Annotated in this window: 2 protein-coding genes; both read right to left on the bottom strand. The window is 74.2% G+C overall.

Annotated elements, in window-relative coordinates; genetic code table 11:
* A partial coding sequence (locus B7767_RS32220; protein ID WP_085575220.1) for an NAD(P)/FAD-dependent oxidoreductase occupies window positions 1-945 on the bottom strand: 945 nt, incomplete at its 3' end.
* A gap of 93 nt (window positions 946-1,038) precedes the next feature.
* On the bottom strand, window positions 1,039-2,313 hold the full coding sequence (locus B7767_RS32215) for a deoxyguanosinetriphosphate triphosphohydrolase (protein WP_085575219.1): 1,275 nt from the start codon (window positions 2,311-2,313) through the stop codon (window positions 1,039-1,041).
* Between the last annotated feature and the right edge of the window lie 165 nt (window positions 2,314-2,478).

Raw genomic sequence — 2,478 nt, 5'->3', positions numbered from 1 at the left:
CCCGCCGTTCAGCGCGTTGGCCCAGTGCTCCACCCGCAGCCGCGTGCCGAAGAGGCCGTGCGGGAAGGACGCGACGTCGCCGGCGGCGTAGACGTCCGGGTCGGACGTGCGCAGCCGTTCGTCGACGAGGACGCCCCCGCCGTCCGCCCGGTCGGCGAGCTCCAGCCCCGCCGCCTCCGCGAGGGACGTGCGGGGGGCCGCGCCGATCGCCGCGAGGACGGCGTGCGCGGGGTGCTCCTCGCCGTCGTCGGTGCGGGCGGCGAGGACCATGCCGTCCTGGCCGGTGATCTCGGTGAGCGTGGCACCGAAGTGGAAGCGGACGCCGTGCTCGCGGTGCAGCTCGGCGAAGAGCTGGCCGAGCTCGGGGCCGAGGACCGAGTGCAGCGGGGTCTCGCCGCGGTGGACGACGGTGACCTCCGCGCCGTACTCGCGGGCCGCCGCCGCGATCTCCAGGCCGATCCAGCCGGCGCCGGCGATCACCAGATGGCCGTTGTCCCGGCCGAGGGAGGCCAGGACGCCCTTGAGGCGTTCGGCGTGGGCGAGGCGGCGCAGATGGTGGACGCCGACGAGGCCGGTGCCCGGGATGTCCAGGCGGCGGGGTTCGGCGCCGGTGGCGAGCAGCAGCTTGTCGTAGCGGACGACGGTGCCGTCCTCGCCGAAGCGGACGGTCCTCGCGGCGCGGTCGACGGCGTCGACGGTCTGGCCGAGGTGCAGTTCGATGTCGTGGCGCGCGTACCAGGCGGGTTCGTGGACGAAGACGCTGTCGCGTTCGGCCTTGCCGAGGAGGTAGCCCTTGGAGAGGGGCGGACGCTCGTAGGGGTGGTCGCGTTCGTCGCAGATCAGTATCACGCGGCCGGTGAAGCCCTCTGATCTCAGCGTCTCGGCCGCCTTCGCGCCGGCCAGTCCGCCTCCGACGATGACGAATGTCTGATCCGCGTCGACCACGTCGTTGCCTCCTCTTGGGGGTGTTGCCACCTGCGAGCGTCCCGCACGCAGGGTGTTGCCGGAAGGGGGAGTGACCCGATCAGGCCATACCGCTCATCTCTGCCCGGTGAGGCGGGCGTGAAGCGAGCGGGCCGAGGCGTCGGTGAGCGACGCGATCTGGTCGACGATCACGCGCTTGCGGGCCCGGTCGTCCGGGGCCCGGTCGAACAGGGTGCGGAACTGGGGGTCCAGGCCGTCGGGGGCGCGGGAGGTGAGCGCCTCGGCCAGTTCGAGGACGACGATCCGCTGGTCGGCGCGGAGCAGTTCCTGTTCGGCGCGCTGCATGACGTACCGGTCGGCGACCGCCTTGAGGACCGCGCACTCCATGCGGGTGCTGCGCGGTACGACCAGCTCGGCGCCGTATCGGGTGAGGCGCCCGGTCCCGTGGGCCTGCCGGGTGGCGCCCTCGGCGGCGAGGCAGAAGCGGCCGATGAGCTGGCTGGTGGCGTCCTTGAGGCGGGCCTGGGCGACGGCGGTGCCGTCGTAGCCGTGCGGCCACCACTCCTGGCCGAGGAGGCGGTCGAGGGCCTCCGCGAGTTCGGCGGGGTCGGTGCCGGCGGGAACGTACCGGCCGACGGCGACGGCGAAGACGGCTTCCCGCTCCGGGCCGGAGTGCAGGCAGTCCGGGTCGATGTGGCCGGCGTGCAGGCCGTCCTCCACGTCGTGCACCGAGTAGGCCACGTCGTCGGACCAGTCCATGACCTGGGCCTCGAAGCAGGTGCGGGTGCCGGGGGCGTCCTCGCGGAGCCAGTCGAAGACGGGGCGGTCGTCGTCGTAGACGCCGAACTTCGGGGAGGCAGGGTCGGTGGGGTGGGCGCCGCGGGGCCAGGGGTACTTGGTGGCGGCGTCGAGGGCGGCGCGGGTGAGGTTGAGGCCGACGGAACCCTCGGGGGTGAAGCGTTTGGGTTCGATGCGGGTGAGGAGGCGGAGCGACTGGGCGTTGCCCTCGAAGCCGCCGCAGTCCTCGGCGAACTCGTTCAGCGCCTGTTCGCCGTTGTGGCCGAAGGGCGGGTGCCCGAGGTCGTGGGAGAGGCAGGCGGCCTCGACGAGGTCGGGGTCGCAGCCGAGGGCGGCGCCGAGTTCGCGGCCGACCTGGGCGCATTCGAGGGAGTGGGTGAGGCGGGTGCGGGGGCTGGCGTCCCAGACCTGGCTGTGCTCGCCGGGGGTGACGACCTGTGTCTTTCCGGCGAGGCGGCGGAGGGCGGCGGAGTGCAGGACGCGGGCGCGGTCGCGCTGGAAGGCGGTGCGGCCGGGACGTTTGTCGGGTTCGGGGGCCCAGCGGGCGACTGACGTCCGGTCGTATGCGGTGGGGAGTGCGGTGCCTTCCATGCCCCGACAGTACGGGCAGGGGCTGACAGCCGGGGCCGGAACGTGTCGCGGGGGCCCGGGTGGGCCGCCGCGTTCCGGGCCCCCCGCCCACGCGACGCCGGCGGATCCCGCGGGCCGACGGGTTCCGCGGCGGCCGGTGGCCGTACGACCGGGACCGGTGCGGTG

This window comes from Streptomyces sp. 13-12-16, assembly GCF_002114215.1.
Taxonomy (GTDB): Bacteria; Actinomycetota; Actinomycetes; order Streptomycetales; family Streptomycetaceae; genus Streptomyces.
The sequence above is the reverse complement of the archived record's forward strand: the minus strand, read 5'-3'. Positions and strand labels throughout refer to the sequence as shown.